At 59.2% G+C, this 21,712-nt stretch carries 20 protein-coding genes; 9 read left to right on the top strand and 11 right to left on the bottom strand.

Annotated elements, in window-relative coordinates:
- Positions 1-79 precede the first annotated feature (79 nt).
- Together HMPREF3135_RS06365 and glpX are read right to left on the bottom strand one after the other, a co-directional pair.
- The gene (locus tag HMPREF3135_RS06365) at positions 80-1,480 is read right to left on the bottom strand and encodes a class II fumarate hydratase (RefSeq protein WP_016423173.1); all 1,401 of its coding nucleotides are present in this window, start codon (positions 1,478-1,480) and stop codon (positions 80-82) included.
- A gap of 163 nt (positions 1,481-1,643) precedes the next feature.
- Positions 1,644-2,669 (bottom strand): class II fructose-bisphosphatase, encoded by a 1,026-nt coding sequence (gene glpX / locus HMPREF3135_RS06360; RefSeq protein WP_005510610.1) that lies wholly within the window; start codon positions 2,667-2,669, stop codon positions 1,644-1,646.
- A 370-nt stretch (positions 2,670-3,039) separates the two neighbouring features.
- Here glpX and HMPREF3135_RS06355 point away from each other — a divergent pair, with 370 nt between their 5' ends.
- Entirely contained in the window at positions 3,040-3,669 is a 630-nt protein-coding gene (locus HMPREF3135_RS06355; RefSeq protein WP_005510716.1) for a DUF4245 domain-containing protein, read from the top strand.
- Positions 3,670-3,787: 118 nt separating this feature from the next.
- Here the strand turns inward: HMPREF3135_RS06355 and HMPREF3135_RS06350 are convergent, their stop codons facing one another.
- The 4 genes from HMPREF3135_RS06350 to HMPREF3135_RS06335 all read right to left on the bottom strand — a co-directional run bounded on the left by HMPREF3135_RS06350 (position 3,788) and on the right by HMPREF3135_RS06335 (position 8,268).
- The gene (locus tag HMPREF3135_RS06350) at positions 3,788-4,078 is read right to left on the bottom strand and encodes an exodeoxyribonuclease VII small subunit (protein WP_005510689.1); all 291 of its coding nucleotides are present in this window, start codon (positions 4,076-4,078) and stop codon (positions 3,788-3,790) included.
- Between the two features lie 61 nt (positions 4,079-4,139).
- Complete coding sequence (gene xseA / locus HMPREF3135_RS06345) at positions 4,140-5,375, bottom strand: exodeoxyribonuclease VII large subunit (RefSeq protein WP_005510622.1); 1,236 nt, start codon at positions 5,373-5,375, stop codon at positions 4,140-4,142.
- Positions 5,376-5,482: 107 nt separating this feature from the next.
- Complete coding sequence (locus tag HMPREF3135_RS06340) at positions 5,483-6,571, bottom strand: DUF6542 domain-containing protein (protein ID WP_042388835.1); 1,089 nt, start codon at positions 6,569-6,571, stop codon at positions 5,483-5,485.
- A gap of 146 nt (positions 6,572-6,717) precedes the next feature.
- Positions 6,718-8,268 (bottom strand): AI-2E family transporter, encoded by a 1,551-nt coding sequence (locus HMPREF3135_RS06335; RefSeq protein WP_049172279.1) that lies wholly within the window; start codon positions 8,266-8,268, stop codon positions 6,718-6,720.
- A 94-nt stretch (positions 8,269-8,362) separates the two neighbouring features.
- Here HMPREF3135_RS06335 and ychF point away from each other — a divergent pair, with 94 nt between their 5' ends.
- Positions 8,363-9,445 (top strand): redox-regulated ATPase YchF, encoded by a 1,083-nt coding sequence (gene ychF / locus HMPREF3135_RS06330; RefSeq protein ID WP_070438780.1) that lies wholly within the window; start codon positions 8,363-8,365, stop codon positions 9,443-9,445.
- Positions 9,446-9,465: 20 nt separating this feature from the next.
- Positions 9,466-10,977, top strand: a complete 1,512-nt coding sequence (locus HMPREF3135_RS06325) for a recombinase family protein (protein ID WP_070438764.1) — start codon at positions 9,466-9,468, stop codon at positions 10,975-10,977.
- Between the two features lie 538 nt (positions 10,978-11,515).
- Here HMPREF3135_RS06325 and HMPREF3135_RS06320 read toward each other — a convergent pair.
- Positions 11,516-11,920, bottom strand: a complete 405-nt coding sequence (locus tag HMPREF3135_RS06320; RefSeq protein ID WP_034664654.1) for a MerR family transcriptional regulator — start codon at positions 11,918-11,920, stop codon at positions 11,516-11,518.
- 169 nt (positions 11,921-12,089) lie between these two features.
- Between HMPREF3135_RS06320 and HMPREF3135_RS06315 the strand changes: the two genes are divergently transcribed.
- Positions 12,090-13,649 (top strand): SulP family inorganic anion transporter, encoded by a 1,560-nt coding sequence (locus HMPREF3135_RS06315; protein WP_070438761.1) that lies wholly within the window; start codon positions 12,090-12,092, stop codon positions 13,647-13,649.
- 169 nt (positions 13,650-13,818) lie between these two features.
- Here the strand turns inward: HMPREF3135_RS06315 and HMPREF3135_RS06310 are convergent, their stop codons facing one another.
- Positions 13,819-14,355: a hypothetical protein gene (locus HMPREF3135_RS06310; RefSeq protein ID WP_218079069.1), complete on the bottom strand. Its 537-nt coding sequence runs from the start codon at positions 14,353-14,355 to the stop codon at positions 13,819-13,821.
- A gap of 35 nt (positions 14,356-14,390) precedes the next feature.
- On the opposite strand from HMPREF3135_RS06310, the gene HMPREF3135_RS06305 reads away from it, so the two are divergent.
- The 4 genes from HMPREF3135_RS06305 to HMPREF3135_RS06295 all read left to right on the top strand — a co-directional run bounded on the left by HMPREF3135_RS06305 (position 14,391) and on the right by HMPREF3135_RS06295 (position 16,875).
- Positions 14,391-14,864 (top strand): recombinase family protein, encoded by a 474-nt coding sequence (locus HMPREF3135_RS06305; protein ID WP_080972893.1) that lies wholly within the window; start codon positions 14,391-14,393, stop codon positions 14,862-14,864.
- Between the two features lie 170 nt (positions 14,865-15,034).
- Positions 15,035-16,057, top strand: a complete 1,023-nt coding sequence (locus HMPREF3135_RS06300) for a DUF4192 domain-containing protein (protein WP_038610815.1) — start codon at positions 15,035-15,037, stop codon at positions 16,055-16,057.
- 159 nt (positions 16,058-16,216) lie between these two features.
- Positions 16,217-16,360: a hypothetical protein gene (locus tag HMPREF3135_RS11380; protein ID WP_016456431.1), complete on the top strand. Its 144-nt coding sequence runs from the start codon at positions 16,217-16,219 to the stop codon at positions 16,358-16,360.
- Between the two features lie 89 nt (positions 16,361-16,449).
- The gene (locus HMPREF3135_RS06295; RefSeq protein WP_048733861.1) at positions 16,450-16,875 is read left to right on the top strand and encodes a single-stranded DNA-binding protein; all 426 of its coding nucleotides are present in this window, start codon (positions 16,450-16,452) and stop codon (positions 16,873-16,875) included.
- A 569-nt stretch (positions 16,876-17,444) separates the two neighbouring features.
- Here HMPREF3135_RS06295 and HMPREF3135_RS06290 read toward each other — a convergent pair.
- Entirely contained in the window at positions 17,445-18,776 is a 1,332-nt protein-coding gene (locus HMPREF3135_RS06290; protein WP_246818317.1) for a hypothetical protein, read from the bottom strand.
- A gap of 1,056 nt (positions 18,777-19,832) precedes the next feature.
- On the opposite strand from HMPREF3135_RS06290, the gene HMPREF3135_RS06285 reads away from it, so the two are divergent.
- A complete protein-coding gene (locus tag HMPREF3135_RS06285) occupies positions 19,833-20,072 on the top strand; it encodes a hypothetical protein (RefSeq protein WP_141739580.1) in 240 nt (79 codons plus the stop codon).
- A 251-nt stretch (positions 20,073-20,323) separates the two neighbouring features.
- Here the strand turns inward: HMPREF3135_RS06285 and HMPREF3135_RS06280 are convergent, their stop codons facing one another.
- Both HMPREF3135_RS06280 and HMPREF3135_RS06275 read right to left on the bottom strand, forming a co-directional pair.
- A complete protein-coding gene (locus tag HMPREF3135_RS06280; RefSeq protein WP_049181627.1) occupies positions 20,324-20,593 on the bottom strand; it encodes a hypothetical protein in 270 nt (89 codons plus the stop codon).
- Between the two features lie 171 nt (positions 20,594-20,764).
- The gene (locus tag HMPREF3135_RS06275; RefSeq protein WP_024058948.1) at positions 20,765-21,073 is read right to left on the bottom strand and encodes a helix-turn-helix domain-containing protein; all 309 of its coding nucleotides are present in this window, start codon (positions 21,071-21,073) and stop codon (positions 20,765-20,767) included.
- Positions 21,074-21,712 lie beyond the last annotated feature (639 nt).

Below are 21,712 nucleotides of genomic sequence, written 5' to 3'. Positions count from 1 at the left end.
GACCCCGAAGTCTTTCAGCGAAGTGAGACTACGGGGTCTTATGCGTAAGGTGCTCTCACACCTTCGAGTTCAGAAAGAACTAGTCACGATCAGTGTTGGCCATTGCCAGCACGTCGAGGCGCTTGTCCAGCTCTTCCTCGGTCAGCTTCTCGCCGTCGACGAAGCCCATGTCGATAACAGTCTGACGGATGGTCTTACCTTCCTTCAGAGCAGTCTTAGCGACCTTAGCTGCGTTCTCGTAGCCGATGGCGGAGTTCAGCGGGGTCACAATCGACGGGGAGGACTCAGCCAGAGTCTTCATACGCTCAACGTTCGGCTCGATGCCGTCCACCAGCTTCTCGGCGAAGACGCGTGCGGTGTTCGCCAGCAGCTTAGCGGACTCCAGCACGTTACGTGCCATGACCGGGATGAAGACGTTCAGCTCGAATGCGCCGTTAGCGCCAGCAAACTCAACAGCGGTGTCGTTGCCCAGAACCTGCGCTGCGACCTGGGTGGCAGTCTCGCACAGAACCGGGTTGACCTTACCCGGCATGATGGAGGAACCCGGCTGCAGATCCGGCAGGTGAATCTCAGCAAGGCCGGTCAGCGGGCCGGAGCCCATCCAGCGAATGTCGTTAGCGATCTTGTTCAGGGAGACTGCGACGGTGCGCATAGCGCCGGAGAATTCGACCAGGGCATCGCGGTTAGCCTGAGCCTCGAAGTGGTTCTGAGCCTCGCGCAGCTCCTTGATGCCGGTCAGTTCGACGAGCTCAGCGGTGACCTTGGCACCGAAGTCCGCCGGGGTGTTCAGGCCGGTGCCAACAGCGGTACCACCGATTGGCAGCTCGCCCAGACGCGGCAGGGTGGCCTCGATGCGCTCAATGCCAGCCTCAATCTGGCGAGCGTAACCCGAGAACTCCTGACCCAGGGTCACCGGGACAGCGTCCATCAGGTGAGTGCGGCCGGACTTAACAACGGTCTCCCATTCCTTGGCCTTCTTAGCCAGGGACTCCTGCAGAACCTTCAGTCCCGGGACGAGGTCCTTGACAGCTGCCTCGGTTGCTGCGACGTGAGTGGCAGTCGGGAAGGTGTCGTTGGAAGACTGACCCATGTTGACGTGGTCATTCGGGTGAACCTCAACGCCGTTGGCCTTTGCGATGGACGCAATGACTTCGTTGGTGTTCATGTTGGAAGAAGTGCCCGAACCGGTCTGGAAGACGTCAATCGGGAACTCAGCATCGTGCTTGCCTTCGGCAATTTCCTTGGCAGCGGCGACGATGGCATCTGCCTGCTCAGCAGACAGCAGGCCGCGCTCCTTGTTGACGATGGCGCAAGCTGCCTTCAGCAGACCCATAGCGCGAATCTGTGCAGACTCCAGCGGACGGCCGGAAATCGGGAAGTTCTCAACTGCACGCTGAGTCTGTGCGCGCCACAGGGCGTTAACCGGAACCTTAACCTCGCCCATGGTGTCGTGCTCGATGCGGAACTGCTGCTCTGTCATTCGTTGCCTCTTTCAGTTAGGGGAACTTGAGTGCGCGCAGAACGACCCCTCATTGCGCATGCAATTTTCATGCGATGCAGAACCGTTAGCGCATTCGTCTTCAAGTATGAATCAGTTTGTTAAAAAAGTGGTGCCCTGAGGGCACCACTAAAGGGGTAGTTACTTACAGATCGATGTCAGGCATCTCGCCCTTGCCGTAGTCGATGCTGGCGTACTTGCGCAGCTTCTCCAGGGAGTGGAAAGCCTCGATGCGACGAATGGTGCCGGACTTGGAGCGCATAACCAGCGAGCGGGTCCACGCGCCGTTACCGCGGTAAGCGACACCGCGCAGCATGTCACCGTTGGTGACACCAGTGGCAACGAAGTAGCAGTTGTCGGATGCGACCAGGTCATCGGTGGTCAGAACACGAGAAAGATCGTGCCCAGCGTCGAGAGCCTTCTTAATTTCGGCCTCATCGCGCGGGTGCAGTTTGCCCTGGATTTCGCCGCCCATACACTTCATGGCGCATGCGGTGATGACACCTTCTGGGGTGCCGCCGACGCCCATCATGATATCGACCGAGTTCGTGTTCTGAGCTGCGGCAACAGCGCCAGCAACGTCACCATCGCCAATCAGTCGAACCTTGGCGCCAGCTTCGCGGATGTCACGAATCATGTCAGCGTGGCGCGGGCGATCCAGCACGACAACAGTGACATCTTCCGGACGCAGCCCCTTGGCCTTAGCAACGACCTTGATGTTGTGCTCAACTGGAGCCTCGATGTCAATCTTGCCGGCAGCCTCCGGGCCAACAGCAATCTTATCCATGTAGAACACAGCCGACGGGTCGTACATGGAGCCGCGGTCTGCAGCAGCAAGAACAGCGATAGAGTTCGGGCGGCCCTCTGCCATCAGAGTCGTGCCGTCAATCGGGTCAACCGCGATGTCAACGGCCGGGCCTTGGCCGTTGCCGACCTTTTCGCCGTTGAACAGCATCGGGGCTTCGTCCTTTTCGCCCTCGCCAATAACAACGACACCGTTCATAGCCACGGTGTTGATGAGCTGACGCATGGCATCGACGGCAGCGCCGTCGCCCTTTTCCTTCTGACCACGACCGACCCACTGACCAGCTGCCAGTGCAGCGGACTCAGTAACTCGGACGAGCTCCATCGCAAGGTTGCGATCTGGTGCTTCAGGATTCGAGGCGTTCATTGACTTCTGGCCCTTCCGTGGTTTTTGAGAACTCTTTTGAGGTTTGAGAATGTGCTGGGAGACGCCACGCCAGGAAACTGGGGTTTAGCGTTGCAACAATTTCTATTGATTGATGTTTGGCGCATCAGTTTTAGCGCCTTTGCATCTGTTACTAGTGTTCCACCTTTTTGGTGTTCGGGGGTGGACGCAGCGCCAAAGTGGGGGGAGTTTCAGGGCTAAACCCCCACATCACGCGGTTATCAAAAGTTTGTTCCGGTGTCAGTTCGCTTGACGACGTCGACAGCGTCCGTCATCAAGTATTGCTAGCTGCAGCTGTGCGGGTGCGAATGATGACTAGGTTCGTTGCGGGGCCTTTGGCATACTTGAGCGCGTGGCGAATGAGAAACCTAGGATTTTGCAGGACAGTCGAGACATGATTCTCACCCTCGTGGTGATGTTTCTTGCGGTGGCTGTCACCATTGGCTTTACCGGCCTGTGCAGTTTTAACCCCGGGAAGCCGGAAAACGGTCCGGTGCACGAAGTCGATGCTGCCCCATTCGTGAACGTGGAGGCTCGGCGCGTGGACTATCCAGTTCGCCTGCCGAAGGTGCCTGAGGGCTGGACTTCAAACTCGACCCGCGCGGGTATGGCGGCGGGGAAGCAGACGACCATTATTGGCTATGTCACCGCTAGCGGAGCATTCATTCAGGTCACGCAAACAGATGCGGAAGCAGGTCAGCTGCCGGATGATGGTAAGAACCGTCTCCGGGACGGTACTACTGACGTGGAAGGTACAACCTGGACTAAGTATGAGCCGGCTGAGGACAACGTGCGTCGCGTATGGGTTGGGGACCTCGGTGACTCCCGCGCAATTATCGAGGGCACTGCCAACGACGAGGAGTTCACACAGTTGGCGGCGGCTATGCAGAAGGCCGAGCCAATCGATCCGGACGCGACAATGCCGGATTCGTCACAGCCGCAGCCGACTGCGTCCGAGATGCCGTCGGCACCAGCAAAGTAGGCCGAGTCGAGCACTCACCTGGAGTGGTAATCCCGACTAGAGCCATAAAATAGCTGAACTCAGCTATCAGCGAAGAGACGAGAAACGATATGAACCGACGATCGTTTCTCGTCTCTTTTTAGTCCTCATCGCCCACATTCTCGGCAGAAGCCGAGACATCCTGATTCTTGCTGGCCAAGGCGGCTTCAACCTTTGCCCGGGCGCCAGCCAAATGCTCCTCGCAGCGGCGGGCCAGCGCCTCGCCTCGCTCCCACAGCGCCAGGGATTCATCCAGGCTCATCTGTCCGAGTTCTAGGAGCTTGACGGTCTCGACCAGCGCATCTCGAGCCTGCTCGTAGCTCAGGTTCTCCACCGGTACCTGTTCCTCCGAAGAGGGAGCCTGACCCGCGCCGAAAACATTGTCATTCATTAGCGAATACGTCCTTCACATTTAGTAGTTAAAGCTTCAAGGTTGGAAAAGTCATTGCTTACTAATTCGCCGGCTTCGTAGCTAGCGTCGCTGCAGAGATGGAGCCGTCACTGACGCGAATTCGCAGTTGGGAACCCATCGGAGCATCTGCAATAGAGGTCACAATCTGTGGTTCCGGCTGAGTAGCCGATTGTGCCTGCACGATGGCATAGCCGCGAGCGAGTGTGGCAGAGGGGCCAAGTGCTGAAACCTTGCCGCGCAATCCCGATACCACTGCCTCCTCGCGTTCCAGACTGCGGTGGATGAGAAAACGCAGCCGATCCACTTGCGCCGTGACAAACTCTTCACGCACGCGGATGGGAGTGAGCGGATCGCGCAGTACCGGCCGCGACGTTAAATCCCTCAGAGTAGCTACTTCACGGTCAACCCATCGCCGCAGGGATGCCGAGGAGCGCTCACGCAGCTGTGCAATGAGGCGTCGTTCCTCAGCAGCATCGGGCACTGTTTTCTTTGCTGCATCCGTCGGTGTGGCAGCACGTAAATCAGCGACGTAATCCAACAGCGGAGTATCCGGCTCGTGCCCGATTGCAGAAACCATCGGTGTTGTCGCCTTACTCACCGCACGAATCAGAGCCTCATCTGAAAAAGGCAGCAAATCTTCGACACTGCCACCGCCACGGGCGACGATGATGACATCAACCTCCGGATCGGCGTCGAGCTGTGCAAGCGCCTCAATAATCTCCGGAACAGCCTTGGCGCCCTGCACAATTGTGTTGATTACCCGGAAATCCACTTCGGGCCAGCGGGCACCCGCGACCGAAAGCACATCGCGTTCAGCCGCCGAACCGCGACCAGTAATCAACCCGATCTTGTTGGGGAGGTAGGGCAGAGGGCGTTTCAGCCGTGGATCAAAAAGTCCTTCCGCCGCTAGCGCCTGGCGCAGCTGTTCCAGCCGCGCCAATAGTTGCCCCAACCCCACGGGCCTCCACTCCGTAGCCCACAGGGAAAACTGCCCCCGCCCGGCATAAAACGCAGGCTTGCCCAAAACCACTACGCGGTCGCCGTTGCGCAACGGATTATTGCGCAGAGCCGCCGTAGAACAAGTCACCGACACCGAAAACTCCGCGGAGGTGTCACGCAGAGTGATGTAAGAGAGCTTCCAGCTCGGCTTGGAGTTGACCTGGGCGATTTCCCCCTCTACCCAAATCTGTCCAAGGCGCTCAATGTAGTCCTTGACTAACTGGTTCAGGCGTCGAACCTGAACCGGTTTCTCGGCCGACGTTTCCAATTTCGACATACATCAACACTTACACGATGGTGCGGATCGCCCTGCTAATAAACGCACGTTGCCCACAGGCTAAATCTGCCTGTGGGCAACTGTGACGGTAAAAGTGCAAGCCCGAGCTACTTGCGGTAACGAGACCTGCTATCGCGCCCGGTTATGCGTTCCTGGCGAGGGCGCTGCTGTCGCGGTGGCCACTCCTCGGTGCGACGGTGGTTGCTCCCCGGGCGTGCGGGACTCTGTTGAGGCTTTTCGGACCGAGACTCCGGCGAAGACTGTTCTCCCCACATCCGTGCCGTTCCTGCCGCTTGACGACGGGGAAACTCCTGCGTTGGCCGCTGCGGTGCGTTTGGCCGTTCAATCGGACGACGAGGCTGCTGTCTAGTCGAGTTCGGCGAAGTGGAATCCTGAGTGAACTGCGCCTGTCCCGGATGCGGGCGAGACTGCCAACGGGATGTTGGCTGCTGGGCCCGCTGTGCGAAATTCGAGCGCTGCTGGGCGCGCTCCCCAGAGCGGTCAACTGGTCGCTCACGCAGTTGCTCGGCGTTGCGCGATGCCGAGCTGGCGCTCGCTGCCGGTCGGGCACCAGAACGAGAAGTCTCCTGCCGAGAGCGTGCAGCCTGCTGGCGCGCCTGGCGGCGAGCTTCGGCATCTCGGATAATGTCCGCAGCGGGACGTCGTGAAGCAGGGCGTTCCTGAGAGCGAGAAGCTACGCGGCGATCAGATTCGGCGAGACGACGGCGCACCTGAGAGCTGGATTCGACAGCGGCTTCGTCACGATGCTGGCGCTGTTTAGCGGCCTTGCGCTGGGTGTTGAGGGATTTCTCCTGGGTGCGGGTGATTTCGAGGTAACGCCATACTGCGATGATGACACAGATGATCATCAAGATCAGCAGCCACGGGAACTGCTGGATGATGGGATATGCCGAGGTCACCAGGCGAGCGCGTTTAGAGGTCGTCGCGGTCGCGCCACCATTTTCGGGATCGGCGAGAGAACCGGTAAACCACGCTGTGAAAAACGTGACAAGCGCGAACAAAATGGGGATTTGAGCGACGGTAACTACCAGGCCGCGAGGAACCACCAACAGTGTTCCGGCGACAGCAGCCACGGCAAAAGCAATGAAGTAGGGCTTGCCAAGCGAACCGTTGGGAACAGAAAAGAGCAAACCAAAAACTCCGGCCAGAAGCATCAGCAACGGCGGCACAAACATTGGCACGCGTGGAAGCAGGGGTTTGTTCCCACTGCCTTTACGGGTTATTGCTGATCTGTTCGACACGAATGCGTATCCTACCGGTTATTAGTGATAAAAACGGGCAAGCCCGGTATAAGAGCCTGCCCGTGTCTTGGAATCTCGCCCTACTTGTTTTTCTTAGAGAAAGGCCCGGAGACGACTTCAGTGACCTTGTGGAAGGCCTTGGTCATCGTTCCCTCTTCCTGCTTGGTCGGACCAGCATCGGGGGAAACCTTACCGGCGGTGCGAGCATCTGCCTTCACAGCGCTCTCCGCGGAGCTGTCGGAGTCATCACTGCCCAGACGGAACGAAGCCAGTCGGTCGCGCATCGCACGGCCGGCAGCTTCAATCTGAATGCCGGAGATTGATCCGGCGTCCGTGGCGAACTCGATATCCTTTGCAGTCTTGTCGCCCGTACGCAAATCAGTGAGGTCGCCGAGGTAGCGGAACCAGACCGCGACGACTGCAGTGACCGGCACCGCCAGGAAGGCGCCGATGATGCCGAAGATACCGCCACCGAGTAGGACAACCAGCAGGACGATTGCGGCGTGCAGGTCCATAGCCTTGGACTGCAGAATCGGGGAGAGAATATTGCCCTCAATCTGCTGGACGGCAATGATGATGAGCAAGACAAAGATTGCTGTGGTCAGGCCGTTGGCAACAAGTGCGACAACCACCGCAATGAAGCCGGCGGTGAACGCACCGACAATAGGAATGAAGCCAGCGAAGAAAGTCACCACGGCCAGGACCATTGCCAGCGGCACATTCAAAATCGCAAGACCGGCACCGATGAAGACCGCGTCGATAAGCGAAACGATAGCCTGCGTGCGGATGTAACCCGACAGCGTGTTCCAGGAGCGGGTGAGCACCTCCGTGAGATGCCAGCCGAGGCGACGTCCAGTCAGGCGGCGGAGCCACGGCAGGAAGTCTTGGCCGTCCTTGATGAAGAAGAACGTCAGAACCAGCATTGCCATCAAGGTTACGGCGGCCGAGGAGACCACCGAGATGCCCTGGAAGACTGTGTTGGCGATATCGCCGGAGCGCTCCTGAAGCCATGTGGACCCCTGGTCCAGTGCGTCGAGAATCTGCTCATCCTTGACGTTAAATGGTGGAGCCTGAATGATGTTCTGGACTTCCTGAATGCCGTCGGTGAACTGGCGACGCAATTCTGGGAATTGCGACTGCACAGTCGGTGCGAGGAACGCGACAACGCCGCCAAGCAGCGCCAGCGCGCCTAGGATGACCGTCAGTGCGGAGAGTGCGCGGGGCCAGCGGTGCTTCATCAGGAACACGGCGGGCGGGGCCAGCACCGTGGAGACAATCAAAGCCAACAGAATCGGCAGAACGCCAGCCCAAATCTTTCCCAGAATCATAGCGCTGACGTACAGCGCCGCTGCGGTGATGAGGAAACGCAGGCACCAACCTGCGAACCATCGGGCGCCCTCGCCAATGACGTCGGCGCGGTCGATGGACTCGGAGTCATTTTCGCTCATAAGCTCATCGAGGTTTTCAGCATCTTCCGGCAGATCCGGTTGCGTTGCCGCTGACTTATGGGCGTCGGAGGGGATAGACAGAGACTGTTCTATCCGCAGAGGCTCCGATCCCATTACGTGATCGATAGCGTCTTTTTCGGACTGCGCAGTCCACTCTTCGCCTTCATTGGGTTTATTGCTCACGTATTCATTATGGGGGTTCGGAGGGGATAGGGGGCAACTTCACGAAGTTAGGGCGAGTTCAAATCTTTCTCCCCGAGCCCGTAAGATGAGCAATGTGAGTCTTACACTTGGAATCGTCGGTCTGCCCAATGTCGGAAAGTCAACCCTGTTTAACGCCTTGACACGCAACGATGTGCTGGCTGCGAATTATCCGTTCGCCACCATCGAGCCGAACGTCGGCGTTGTGGAGCTTCCCGATCCCCGTTTGAATAAGCTCGCCGAAATTTACGGCTCCGAGCGTATTCTTCCGGCTACGGTGTCGTTTGTGGACATCGCCGGCATCGTCAAGGGTGCATCGGAGGGCGAAGGTCTTGGTAACAAGTTCCTCGCCAACATCCGCGAGGCTGACGCTATCTGTCAGGTCGTCCGTGTCTTCAATGATGATGACGTTGTGCATGTCGACGGCAAGGTTGACCCGGCCTCTGACATCGGTGTGATTGAAACCGAGCTTATCCTGGCTGATATCCAGACTATTGAGAAGGCGCTGCCGCGTCTGGAAAAGGAAGCCAAGAAGGATAAGGAAAAGGTCGGTGAGGTTGAAGCCGTCAAGCAGGCTCTCGCTGTGCTGGAAGAGGGACGCACTCTCTTCGCAGCTTCCGATGACGTGAAGCTCTCCGCTCTGCGCGAGCTGCACTTGCTCACCGCAAAGCCGTTCCTCTACGTCTTCAACGCTGATGAGGAAGTGCTTGCCGACGAGAACCGCCGCGCGGATCTGGCCGCTGCTGTGGAACCGGCGGACTGTGTGTTCCTCGACGCCAAGGCTGAGTCGGACCTTCTGGAGCTGGATGAGGAATCCCGCAATGAGCTCCTGGCTGAAATTGGCCAGACCGAGCCGGGTCTGCATTCGCTTGCTCGCGCTGGTTTCCGCACTCTTGGTCTGCAGACTTACCTGACCGCTGGCCCGAAGGAGTCTCGCGCCTGGACCATTCCGAAGGGTGCTACGGCCCCGCAGGCTGCCGGCGTGATTCACACTGATTTCGAGCGTGGCTTCATTAAGGCTGAAATTGTGTCCTTCAGTGATCTGGTCGAGGCCGGTTCGATTGCCGAGGCAAAGGCTAAGGGGAAGGTCCGCCAGGAGGGCAAGGACTACATCATGCACGACGGCGACGTGGTGGAGTTTCGTTTCAATGTAACCTGAGGCGCGCTAGTGTTAGCGGCATGACAACACGTGCTGCTATTTACCTCCGTATCTCGCTCGATGCTGCCATGGACGGCCTTGCCATCGACCGGCAGCGTCAGGACTGCGAAGCCCTTGCCGAACAACGCGGCTGGGACGTCGTGCATACCTACGTCGATCAGTCGATCTCCGCGTCGAAAAAGGATGTGGACCGCCCTGACTACGACGCGATGGTGGCGTCTTTTGAGCGCGGCGAGATCGACGCGATCATTTGCTGGGACCTCGACCGCCTCACGCGGCAGCCCTGGCAGCTCGAAGAGTGGATCGACAGGGCGGAAGAGCAGGGGCTGAAACTCGTCACTGCGAACGGTGATGCTGACCTTGCCACCGACGGCGGCAGAATGTACGCGCGTATCAAAGCAGCCGTGGCGCGCGGCGAGATCGAACGCAAAAGCATGCGCCAATCCCGTGCGCAACAGCAACGCGCCGAGCAGGGCCGCTGGTACTCCGGCGGTGTGCGCCCTATCGGCTACACCTCCACCGGCGAGATCATCCCATCCGAAGCCGCCGCCGTGCTCGGTATGTTCCGCGCTGTCGAGCGGGGCAACTCCATGCGCGACATCGCACGCGCCTTATCTGGGGTCGATCAGCCGGGCTTGCCAGATATCCCTACCACGCCGCGCCATATGCACACCGTGGTTACAGAGCGCAACGCACGCCGCCGCGCTGCTGGCCAGGAAGAAAAGCCGGTGCCTGACGCGCAGCCGTGGGCCTATACGTCGTTGCACTCGATCCTGCGCAACCCCGTGTATGCCGGCTACTCCACGTACAAGAAGGCCAAGCGCAAAGGCGTGAAGGACAAATACCGCCGTGTCACGCATATCGTCCGCGACCCCGATACCGGCGAGCCGGTGAAAGGGCAGTGGGAGCCGATCGTCACACCCGATCTGTGGTGGCGTGTGCAAAACGTGCTCGATGATCCCGACCGGCTAACGAACAAGGAGCGACGGAACACTCGCCGCCATCTTGGCTCGGGCCTGTATGTCTGCGACGAGTGTGGCAACCCCGTGCGCACGCATGCCGACCGCTACCGCTGCGCGGCCTGTGGCTTAGTGCGCACGCACAGCGTCGATGGTTTTGTGCTCGCCGTGATCCGCGCCCGCCTTGGCCGTGACGACCTGGCGGACCTGCTGCCGACTGCGGACGACGACGAGGTGGGCGTCATCGACGAGGAACTCGCTGAGCTTCGCGCAAAGCTCGCCCGCGTCCAGGCTGACTACGACGAGGAGCTTATCGAGGCCCGTGATCTTAAGCGCACGCGTAACCGCTATGAGCCGCAGATCGAGAAACTCGAAACGCGCCGTGCCCGCCTTGCTGGCGCATCGGCGCTGCTCGACACAACCGGCTACGCCTCGCCCGTGGACGCCTTCGACAACGCAGAGCTTGCCGTGCAGCGCCGTGTCATCAACACCCTGTGCCAGGTGCGCCTGCGCCGTGGCGTGCGCGGAAGCAAGACCTTCAACCCTGAATCAGTGCAGATCGTGTGGAACTAGGTTGCAGTGTGTGACACGTCAACAATCGCGCGCATGCGCTGTAGTGCGCAACGCTTCTACGAAGGAACGCCACGGGAGCCGGCAGTTCGGGGGATCTGCCTTCGTGTATCGGGGGTGACACTGCTCAACCGTGGCGTTCGCAGGAAGTATGACACGGCTCTTGTTACCCCAGAGGTCGTAGGTTCGAATCCTGCCCCCGCTACCAACTTCCAAGCCCCTACCAGGAGAAACACTGGTAGGGGCTTTAGTTATTTCTCTTAAGGCGCACGTCCTGGGACTCAAATCGGGACTTTAGCGATGGCATTTTGTCACTTAAGCCGGTTTGGAAGTGATGGGGTTAAGTGACAATTTTCGATTTTGTGACCTTGGATGACTGTGTCGTTTTGAGGAGTCGTCTGCACGGATTTCAGAAGTCCTCTGTACTATCGCCATCCACTCCGGAGAGGCCGCGGACGTTCGTCCACTTCATCTGGAACGCGATTCGACAGAGCGCATTCAATACGATGGTCTTTTTCTCCCTGCGAAGGATGGGGGCAGTTTAGGGGGCCAGGGTGTTGACCAGATCGAGGAATTCCTCAGCGTAGGCAATTTGCTTGCGTAGCTTTTCGTAGCGGGTGCGCGTCTCCTCACGAATGTCGGCAAGGGTGGCCTTGGCATTACTCCGTGCCTGCTGTGCGGTATCACTTTCCTGCCCGCCATCTGAACTATGAAGAATCTCCGCAGCTTCCAGGAATTCCCGCATCTGATCCAGAGTAAACCCCAGCGGTTTCATCCGTCGCACCAGCAAAACACGACGTACATCAGCCTCACTATAAAGCCTGAACCCACCAGGGCTACGCCCCGATGGGGTAATCAGGCCGACGTTGTCATAATAACGCAAGGTGGGAATCGACAACCCCGTCTGGTCAACGACCTCGCCGATCTTGAAATTACTGTTTTGCATTGCCTGTTCTCCTTCACGGTGATGTTGCCCACGGGTTCCTGTGCCTGGGTTGGCGGTTGAGTAAAACTCCCGCTACCATGACCACCATCACCAAACCTAAAGTTACTAGAGGGTTGGATTCCTTTCGGGCGTTCGCCCAGTTACCTATCCCCTCAAAGATTGGACATCTATGACTGAAACTAGCACGGCGGCCCCCCGCCCCCTCCTGAGTCCAGACGGCGCTGATGCCCCTACCGGGATCATCGCATCCTTCCGTTACGCATTTTCTTCCCCCGCCCGTATCCGTATAGAGATTCTGGCCGGACTGGCGGTATCCCTGGCGCTGATCCCTGAGGCCATTGCCTTTTCCATCCTTGCCGGTGTTGACCCAGCCATGGGTCTGTTTTCCTCGGTAGTCATGGCCATTGCGATCGCCTTTACCGGTGGCCGCCCGGCAATGATCACCGGCGCCACCGGGGCTATTGCCCTAGTCATTGCTCCTGTGGCGCGTGGTTACGGGATGGATTATTTCATCGCCACCGTCCTGTTGGGCGGTGTCCTACAAATCGTGCTCGGCGCCCTCGGTGTGGCGAAACTTCAGCGTTTTATCCCCCGATCGGTGATGCTGGGTTTCGTCAATGCACTGGGCATTATGATTTTCACCGCCCAACTCGAACACCTCATTGATGTGCCTTGGATAGTCTACCCACTCGTCGGCTTGGGTGTGGTGATCATGGTTTTCTTCCCCAAGCTCACCAGTGTGATCCCCGCCCCGCTGGTCACGATTATCGTGCTCACCGGTTTGGTCATCGCCGCCGGTTTGACTGTCCCGACGGTCTCGGACATGGGCAAGATGCCGGAGACCTTACCGTCCCTGTTTATTCCGAACGTGCCGTGGACGTTGGAGACCCTGCAGATCATCGCGCCTTATGCCCTGGCCATGGCCGTGGTCGGTCTCATGGAATCGTTGATGACCGCCAAGCTCGTCGATGACATCACCGACACTCATTCCGATAAAACTCGTGAATCCTGGGGACAGGGGGTGGCTAATATTGCCTCCGGTTTCTTCGGCGGCATGGGTGGCTGCGCGATGATCGGTCAAACCATGATCAACGTCCGCGAATCCGGGGCACGTACCCGCCTATCCACCCTGTTAGCCGGTGTGTTCCTGCTGGTCCTGGTCCTGGCACTGGGCGACATCGTTGGCATGATCCCGATGGCTGCGCTGGTGGCAATCATGATCATGGTCTCGGTCGGCACCATCGACTGGCACTCGGTGCATCCACGCACCCTTAAACTCATGCCGGTCTCTGAGACCATTGTTATGGCCGTGACGATTATTGCCACCCTAGCCACCAGCAACCTGGCCATTGGTGTGGTGTTGGGTGTGGTCACCGCGATGATCATGTTCGCCCGTCGGATGGCACATATCGCTTCCATTGAAAAGGTCTCCGAGATCGACGGCGACGGCGATGGCGAGATTGATACTCGTACCTACCGGGTGCATGGCCAGTTGTTTTGGGCATCAAGCAATGACCTGGTTTATCGCTTTGATTACACCGATTCTGCCCGTCATATCACTATTGATCTCACTGAGGCGGAGATCTGGGATGCCTCCACGGTCGCGACCTTTGACGCGATTACGCAGAAGTTCCAGGACAGAGGCAAAACCGTGTCCATTATCGGGCTCGACGGTCCCAGTCAGGACCGGCTGAACCGCCTGTCTGGCCGGCTTGGCACCGGCCACTAACATCCCCCGACTCGAGCACATCGACTTGGCGCCCCAACTTATAACCGGGGCGCCAGTTTATTGGTGCTGTTGCAAAGTTGGGGCATAGGAAGAGCATAAAAGAAGCGTAGCGGTTAACCGCTACGCTGTGTTGTGGGGATTTTTACTTTTTACGGTGCACGTGTTCTAGTTAGTGGTTCGTTTCTTTCCTCGGGTGATTGCGACGGTATTCCTCGACTAAGTGAGCAATACCCGGCGCAGCCTGGGACAACATCCAGGTCATAAGCGCTATAAGAACCCCTATGACGATAAGTGTTAACGCCAACCAGCCCAGTGTTGGGCCGATGCCGTTGGCCTCCTGGACGTGACCCCACAAGGCAGACACGCCGTCGGGTATGCCGAGCATACTTAGCAGCCCGTTCCCCAAGGCTCCGACAGCAACGAGTGCGATAGCAACGAAGAGAACACTGGCTGCAATCCACGAGGCAGACATGCAGGCCTTAATAAAGTTCGTGTTCGACTTTTCCATATCGTCGTTATACTGCTTGCGTTCTGCGCGTATCTCCTCCAGCAGCTTTTCGTTGGACTCCTTCTCCTGGAGCAGAGCGCTGCGAGCCTTCTTAGAGGCTTCTGCTGCCTCGTGCAGGCTCTTAGGCTCTTTCGACATTGCCTCAGATACAGCTACTTCTACCAGCGGTTCCAGGCTAGAAGTCAGGCTCGAAGTCATCTGAGCGTTCAGGCTCTGGCTGCGACCCGGACCACATCTACTCAGACACCATCTCCGGCACCAACTGGCAACGGCCTGGTCTTGATGACGCGCTGGCGTACATGCGCCCCGACGACACGCTCGTTGTCACGCGCTTGGACAGGCTCGGCCGCAGCCTCGCGGACACCGTGAACACCATCGCTGACCTCGCCGAGCGTGACATCAACGTCAAGGTGTTGGAGCCAGCGCTGGACACGTCGAAGCCCACCGACAAGGTGGTTATCAACGTCATGGCAAGTCTTGCCGAGTGGGAGCGTGACCTGCTTGTCCAGCGCACCCGTGAGGGCGTGGCGCACGCCCGCGCACAGGGCAGGGTCGCCGGCCCCAAGCCGAAGCTCAGCGCTGAGCAGGCGCAGATGGCCAAGGAGCTTATCGACGGCGGCAAGTCCGTCAGCGCTGTAGCGCGCACCTTTAACGTCTCGCGGCCGACGATCTATCGCGCTCTCAAGCGCATCGAAGCCGACGCTTAAGCACAGGCTGCGTCGCTAGCGTTCGCACCCGGCGAGAAGGCATCAGGCTGCGCTAGCGACGCCCGGCGCACAAAGGCACTGTACTGCTGGGATACGCCTGCGACCGGCAGAGCCGGGCCGAATACGGGATTGACCACATACACCCCGTATTCGTGCAAAGGAGCACTGCCATGTCCACTCATTCCCACACGCTTGCATCTCACGGCGAGATCCTTGCGAACCTCCCCGGCATCCTCGGCTTCTACCCGAACAACTCGCTGATCCTCGCGTTCTTCGTCGACGACGAGGGCGTCGACACCGTCCGCCTCGGCCCGGTCGCACGGTTCGACCTGGACGAGGCCGTGGAGAAGCTCAACGAGAGCCGCGAGCGGTTCGCAGCGTGGGTCCACCACCTCGAACTCGACGCAGTTATCGCGTACATGATCAGCGATGACATTGCGCAACCGGTCTTCGACGAGACGGCCACGTACCTCACCAGCGGGGCAGTGCACCTACCGCCGCTGCTCGGGGTGGTGCAGGTGCCCGAAATCGTCACCGGGGCCGCGTGGTGGTCTGTGTACCAGCATCCGCTCATCGACGAGCCACGCCACGGCGTTGTCGGCGAGGTCGCCGCATCGGCGGCGCTTCAGCAGATGCTAGAGCACACCGGAGAGCTGCCGGAGCCGAGCAAAGACGACATCGAAGCACGGTTGAACAGCACCGATCACGGCATCGACGCTGCCGAGCACGCCGACATCATCGAAGACGCGCTGGCGTATATCCCGCCCATGTTCGCGGACGTGCTGCAGCGTGAATACGAGCAGGCGGCGGCAGGGATCACCCAGCCGAGCACTCGTGCTGTTCGGTCTGCGCTGAAATGCTTCACCACGCCGCGCTTGCGAGACACGCTGCTCGCAGCGCTGCTCGATGAGCCGCAGGCTGGCCTTGCGTTCATAGAGCAGGTTATGCGCGCTGTCCCGACCAGCTGGCCAGGGATGCGGGCGCAGCTCACCGCCACTGTTGCCGTGCTCGCTCACGCCACAGGCCAGCCGGGACTAGCTGGCGTGGCTGCGCAGCGAGCCACCGAGATCGGACCAGACGAGAATTTCCCGTCTCTGGTGGCCAAGCTGACCGACATTGGCCAGGGCGAGCGGATGGTCGAACTCGTCCGCGAGGGCGCTGAGAAGACCCGCACGATCTTGTTCACCGAGTAACACCACACACCCCGTTGCAGCGATGCAACGGGGTTTCTTTTTCTCGCGGGGCCGTGGCCAGCAGAGATGCACACCTAGCGGGGCGGGGGAGAACCCCCTAGACAGCAGAGCTGTCTCCAACAGACGGATTGACCATCCATCCGAACAAGGAGGCACCTGATGCGCGACATCACCCACACCGACCTGGAACTGCTCTACCAGCTCGCCGACGGCATCGACGGCGAGGACGCCGATCCGGGCGCAGCACAAGAACTGCGCGACCTAGAGGCGGCAGGCACACCGCTGCCCTGGGCAGTGCTGTAACGACAGCTCAACCCCCGCAGCGGCAAAGCCGCTGCTTAAGTGCCCAAATTGCACGGCAAATCACACCCACTCACGTAAGGAGAACCATCATGTCCAACCCCTTCAACAACGGCACCATCGTCGGCAACGCAGCTCGCGCACCCAAGCTGTTCGAGCACGCAAACGGCGGCGCGACGGTGAAGCTCAGCGTCTATGCGCGCAACACCTTCAAGAACAAGTCCACCGGCAAGGTGGAAAGCGAGATCGTGGAGCTGACCGGCTACGTCCAGGACGCCGCGAACCCCGGTGTGTTCGGCTGCATCGGCTCCGGCGATCGCGTTGCGGTGAGCTACTCGCTCAAGACCGACGTCTACACCGACAAGGACGGTGTGAAGCAGTACCCGCTGGTGGCGCGCATCGACACGGTGCAGCTGATCGATTCCAAGAAGGAGTCCGCTGCTCGCGCTGTCCGTCGCGGAGGCGAGGCGGCGACCGCCGCCCTGGCTGGCGCTGAGGGCGAAGAAGTACCGTTCTAACTACGAAACCCCGCAGGGAAACCTGCGGGGTTATTTTTTCAACCATTTCACACGCCAATTTGCTGCGAATCACTTGTGCAGTTTTACGGTGCAGTGGTGCGGTGCTTTTACTGGCGTTTCTGCTGCGCAACTCACTGCACTATGTAGTGTCTGTGACATTTCATTAACACGTAGGTTGCACTGTGTATTGGGCACCCATTTCATCGACACGTTTACTGCGCAATCAAATGCCCTGTCACTTTAATGACATGTGAATTGGGCAGTGAAGTGGTTTGTCATCCTATTGACACCTTTACTACGCAACAGAATGACAACGACATTCTGTCGGCCCTTCTACGGACATCTCTTCTGCGCAGCACATGCCCCGTCGTACACACCGACGTGCTGCGCACTATCTCCGCCACTCAACAGGCCAATTCACTGCGCAACGTAGTGACACCGGCCCCGCCTAGCCGAGATTTCTTCGATTTTCGCTAAATATCAGCCGTTTACCCGCCGCCAATGACCTACGACGCCGACGGCCCCCTGTTAGGCCCGCAGAAGGCCGTACAGGGCAGGGGAGAGCAGTGCTACAACTCCATACCGCCATCACGATCACGCTGCTGTTGCTGCTGGCGGCGCTTCTCGATGCGCTCGCGTGCACGCTGCTGCGCCCCGCCCTTCTTGCCTGAGGTCTGCGACTGCCTGAACAGCGTGTAACGCTCAAGCAACTCTGGGCTGCGATGCAGTTCTTGCACCAGGAACTTCTTATCCAAGTGCTCCAACTGTTGTCCTGACTTCACCGCTTCTTCGATGATGATGGCGGCTTCATCTTCGGCGTCCGTGTGCGCGTTGCGGCGGATCTGATCAGCCTCATCGCGGGCATCCTTGCGCGTTACTGCAGCGTCGCGTGTGGCCTCGTCGCGGATGCTCGTGGCCTCATCTCGTGCTTTGCTGCGGATCGTCTCGGCGTCGCGCTCAGCCTGCTTACGGGCCTCGTCGGTCTTGCGAGTGATCGTCTCTGCTTCGCTGCGAGCTGCGGCTGTAATATCGCCCGCCTTGGCCCGCGCAGTCTCTTCGGCTCGTTCGAGCAGCTCGTCTGCTTGCGCTTCGGCCAGGCCCAACTCCTGCTCAGCATCCTTGCGTGCTTCGCTGCGGATCTCTTCGGCTTCTTGCTCGGCCTTCTCGCGTGCTTCCTTGAGCACACGCTCGGCAACCTCGCGAGCCTGTGCTTCAGCATTCTCCTGTACGCGCTGGGCTGCTTCGCGGGCTTCTTGCGCCTGTTCAAGTTCCTTAGCAGCCTGCTCGCGGTCACGATCAATTGCGTCCATGTCGCGCTGCACGGATCGCTTCTTGACTTCCACATCATCCTCGCGCTTGGCGAGATCGCGCTCCCGGTCTTGTTGCTCGGTGTAGCGGTCGAGGTTGAGTGACTCGTCATGACGTTCTGACACTTCTAGTTCCACCGGATAGCCCAGCGCGTGCATGTGCTCCCGGAGTCCCCGTTGCGCGTCGATGAACTTCTGGTTACCCGAGATCTGCTTGCCCTTCTTCGGGCCGGATGTGTACCGCACTGAGGTGTCAGTGTTGTACGCGATGCCGGGGCGGCAACGGAGCTTGTCGGGATCTTCGGGCTTCGGTGAGAACGTATCCGCCTGGAACTGGATGTGTGGCGTTGATTCGTCAAAGCTCATATCACCGCCAGCGACTGCGTCGATACCGCCGGGGATGAAGTTTTCTGCAAGCCAGCGCATTGACTCTTCGAGGTACTGCTTTGCTTCCTCGTAGTCGCGGGCGACATAGCGCGGACGTTTCACTTCGCGCCCGTCCACCTCACTGGTGTAGTAGTCGGGGATCTCCTTGCACATCGACTTCGGCAGATACACGACGAACAGCGACGTCTTGAAACTGTTCTTCTGCACGCGCCCTCCGTCCATCCGAGGCGTCTACGGCCGCCACAGGGCCGTACAGCCGCTGCCACAAAGATGAACCAATCGAGTCGCGGCGCTACACATTTGCATCAACAGCTGCCGCTGGATCTGCTGCAGCGCGACGCGCTGCGAAACACACGTCGCTGGCGGTGCTCGTTACATGCGCTTGCGCGCATATGGCCGCCGCGAACGTGATGCGTCTGCACAGATACTGTGCTTATGGCACGGGCCGATATGGAGTGTGTTATTCGACCCGTGTTGTTATCACCCGCAGCAGCATCGACACCGCCTTGCGGCGGATGGCTCGCTGCGGGATGTTCACCACCCTGCAATGACCGCCTAGCGGCGGTGTCGTTATGCAGGGTGTGGCTGTGCGCACCACGTTAACGATGTCGGTCTTGCCGTTCGGTTCGACGCCGTGGCACGTTCGCAAGCTCACGTTGCACACGGCGTGCGCGATGACGCGGGAAGACGCCGCAAGCGGCGTTTCCACCCGTCATCGGCCCTTACTTTAAGACCGACATACAACGACTGACGCCGTATGTGGTGCGCACAGCGTGGCGACCTGCAGATTTTGTGTAGGCACCATGTGCGCTTCGCGCATCAACGGGCCGTTTCGGGTAAGGGTCGAAGACCGCATAAAGACCCGAAACACGCAGGTCGCAGCCCCCTTCTGTGTCAAAACCCCTATGAGTTTGTCGTTATAGGGGTAGAAGGGGGAAAAGGGCATAAGGGGGTGCGACGCCTCCGCTGCGCTCCGGCGCTCGGCATAGCCGAGGCACTGCACCGGGTATTACTACTCGCTGGCGCTCGCATAACCCGGTGCCCGGCGCTGGCGCGCCGCCCCTCATAGCCCCAGACTCAGACCTCGCTCGCTCGGTCTGGCTGGGTCTACCTTTCCCTCCGCTGCGCTCCGGTCAAGGTGCCCAATAGTGCAGCTGGCGCTGCACCTTGTGTGATGACCCATGCTTTACGTCACGACACTGCCGGCAATCCGATATATCCCGTCGATATGTAATCGGATATGCCAGCATCGATGTGTCGTGTTTGGGTCATCACGAAACGCTCCATCACGGCAAGCCTGCCGAGATGGATATTGGCGTATCTCACGACGCGTCCATTATGCGGCGTCCGCCGCATATCATCTGCCGTCGCGGTCACAACTTCAGCAACATGACTGTTGCTGAAATCTGCTCTGTCCACGCTGCTGTCTTTGCTGCACCCACGGCCCCGTCTTCGGCATATTTCAAGTCCACACAAGACTATGCCGGCCAGAACCGCGCATAACAGCAGCGCGACATACCGCCAGCCATGTGGCGGATGATCCAGGCGACGGGGCAGACGTGTATATGCCCCGTCGCCGATACCGGCGCAAGCATCGTGACAGTGTCACGTGTAGCGGTGCCGCAGCCACCCGCACACACGCGAAAACCCCGCCCTTGCGAGCGGGGTGTGTGGCGACATCAAACGTGACGGCTGTACGTCGTCACGCCGCGTGGCCGTACACACATGAGGTGATTGCGTGTACGGCTAAAGGGTTAGTCGGGTACAACTTCTAGATGCCGCTTCGGCTTACTGCCCTCGGTGCTCTCAGGCGTGTCGCCGTCACCGTTCTCAGGTGTATCGCTGTCCCCTTCGGTGCTGGCGGACTTGTCACCGTCGAGATTCACCTCGAACTCTTCGGCATACTTGCGCAACTGCGCAAGGCGCTCCTTTGTCGCTTTGTGTGCACGGCGCGCCTCGTTCACGGTATCTTTTGCTTGCTGCTCATCGCGGAGCGCGGCTGCGTAATCGTCTCTGAAAGACATGGTTTGTTCTCCTTGGTTGAATGAACTGTTTATTTGGACTCGGGGCACGACGGTGGAGCGCGCGTGTGTAGTAGCACGGCCATCACCCATCAGCCCTCGCACTCAGTTCAAGACCCAGCCTGACTAGCTGAGCTAAGCGGCGGGATCTCGTCGTAGGCGGGTTTGTCCGCATTAGTGCTTCACACCGCCCAGCACCGTGACGAGCTGCTGGCGCTGCTCATCTGTCAGTTGGGGCGCTGCATTCACGACGGCATCGACGAAGCCGTCGAATAGCTGCGGGGCAGGGCGGCGTGCGGCCGCGAGGTAGGCGTCGAGATCGTCTTGGCGAATCCGATAGGCGGTGCCGAAACGGTGGAATGAAAGACGGCCCTCTTTAATAGCTTTTCGCAACGTGGACTCGGAGCCGACGCCGAGATCGGCGAGTTCCTGCAGCGTGTAAAAGCGTGGCGCGACGGCGGTAGTCGTGTCCTTTTCGGACATAGAAAAACGCTCCTGGGCAGATTGATCTGTCCCGGAGCGGGGTGCTTTACCGGCTTGCTATTCAGGCGGCTTGGAGTGCCGTGCTCAACTCGCTAGAACGGTGGTCTGCCGTCCCATCGCTTTACGGGAGCGCTTACTCCCTACCTGACCGCTTTTGTGGTTGGCAATGCCGTTGCCGACCGGTCTATCTCGTCGGAGGAACCGCGCCTATCACGGTCGAGAGGCTGTCTCTTTATGAATTATCCTCGGGGTTATCCCCCGTATGCGGCTGGCTAAACCAAAAACGAATTAAAACGCCACATACGGTCTGGGGGCCATCGTACGGAACTTATGCGTCGCGCACAATAGCCTGCGACCTAATCTTTACGAATCGAACCGAGCACGTTTCTACACGCCACGTGGCACGGCTGGGGTGTTGTGGTGGGGCAGCTGTTGTGTGGCGGCATGGTGACACGCAAGGGGCGCGCCTTTTTGTGACCTGTGACACGTCTATAGTGTGCTCGTTTCGTAGTTTTGACCTCGTTTCGTAATTTGCCGATCAAAATACGAAAAAATTACGAAACGCTCTACCTGCGGTTTCGTAGAACTACGAAAATCGGAAAACCAAATTACGAAACACGCGATAACGCTGTGACCTGC

Source organism: Corynebacterium sp. HMSC14H10, from assembly GCF_001807105.1.
Taxonomy (GTDB): domain Bacteria; phylum Actinomycetota; class Actinomycetes; order Mycobacteriales; family Mycobacteriaceae; genus Corynebacterium; species Corynebacterium jeikeium_D.
The sequence above is the reverse complement of the archived record's forward strand: the minus strand, read 5'-3'. Positions and strand labels throughout refer to the sequence as shown.